The organism is Actinosynnema sp. NPDC023658, assembly GCF_040639995.1.
In the GTDB taxonomy this organism is placed as follows: Bacteria; Actinomycetota; Actinomycetes; order Mycobacteriales; family Pseudonocardiaceae; genus Actinosynnema.
Genome location: NZ_JBFAAX010001492.1, coordinates 1 through 1,044 on the forward strand (window position 1 = coordinate 1; position 1,044 = coordinate 1,044).

At 73.4% G+C, this 1,044-nt stretch carries 1 protein-coding gene and 1 pseudogene; one reads left to right on the forward strand and one right to left on the reverse strand.

Annotated elements, in window-relative coordinates; translation table 11 throughout:
- On the reverse strand, positions 1-799 hold a 799-nt coding region (locus AB0G02_RS42030; RefSeq protein ID WP_360806720.1), incomplete at its 3' end, for an NAD(P)H-binding protein.
- Positions 800-908: 109 nt separating this feature from the next.
- Between AB0G02_RS42030 and AB0G02_RS42035 the strand changes: the two are divergent.
- Positions 909-1,044, forward strand: a pseudogene (locus AB0G02_RS42035) (LysR family transcriptional regulator); the annotation flags it as partial.

Sequence of the window (1,044 nt, forward strand, 5' to 3'; positions counted from 1 at the left end):
GGCCCTCGTCCTTGGCGCGCTTCATGTCGACGACACCCTCGACGAACGCCTCGTGGAGGCCGTGGCCGAGCAGCGTGGTCCGCAGCTCGTCGAGCGACTGGCGCCGGTAGCGGATCGGGCGGCCCAGCTCCGCGGTCATGATGCGGGCCCGGTCGTCGGGCGACAGGTCGTGCGGGCCGAGCACCGGGACGCTGTCCACACCGGTCCAGGCGCGGTCCAGCAGCAGCCGCGCCGCCGTCGCGGCGATGTCGGCGGCGGCCACCAGCGGGGCCGGCCGGTCGGCGGCGACGGTGTCGGCGAACACGCCGTGCTCGCGGATCGGGTCGACCTCTTCCAGCAGGTTCTCGTAGAACGACGGACAGGCCAGGGCGCGGTAGGCGACGCCGGAGTCCGCGATGAGGTCGTCCGCGGCCAGCGAGGCGGTGACCAAGCCGGCCCGATCGGCCTGCGGGGTGCCGCGCCCGAGTGCCGAGACGCCGACGACGTGGCCGACGCCGTGGGCGGCGAACGCCCGCGCGGCCGGCCGGGTGAAGCCGGTGTACGCCTCGTCGGGCGTGACCGAGGCGTCCGGCGGCACCAACCAGAAGACGGCGTCGGCCCCGGCGAAGGCGCGATCGACGGTCGGGGCGTCGCCGTGCGAACCGGTGACCACCTCGACCTGCCCGCGCACGGACCCGGGGAGCCGGGCGGGATCGCGCACCACGACGCGCAACTCCTCTCCGCGTGCGGGCGCGGCCTCGACCAGCAGTGACAGCAGCCGCCGACCGATGTTCCCGGTGGGGGCGGTAATGACGATCATGACAATCCTCGGGGTCTTCGTCGGAGTGGGAAGCCCCTCGATCGTGCGGTCCCGGAGCGCGTTGCCACAATGGGAACCTCAGCAACCAATCATTGCCTGGAACGGAATGATGCCGGTGAGCAGGCCAGTTTCGACCCTCGACGCCAACCTCGCCGTCGCGCTCGACGCCCTGCTGAGCGAGCAGAGCGTCACCCGTGCCTCCGCGCGGCTGCGCACGTCCCCGGCGGCGATGAGCCGCACCCTGG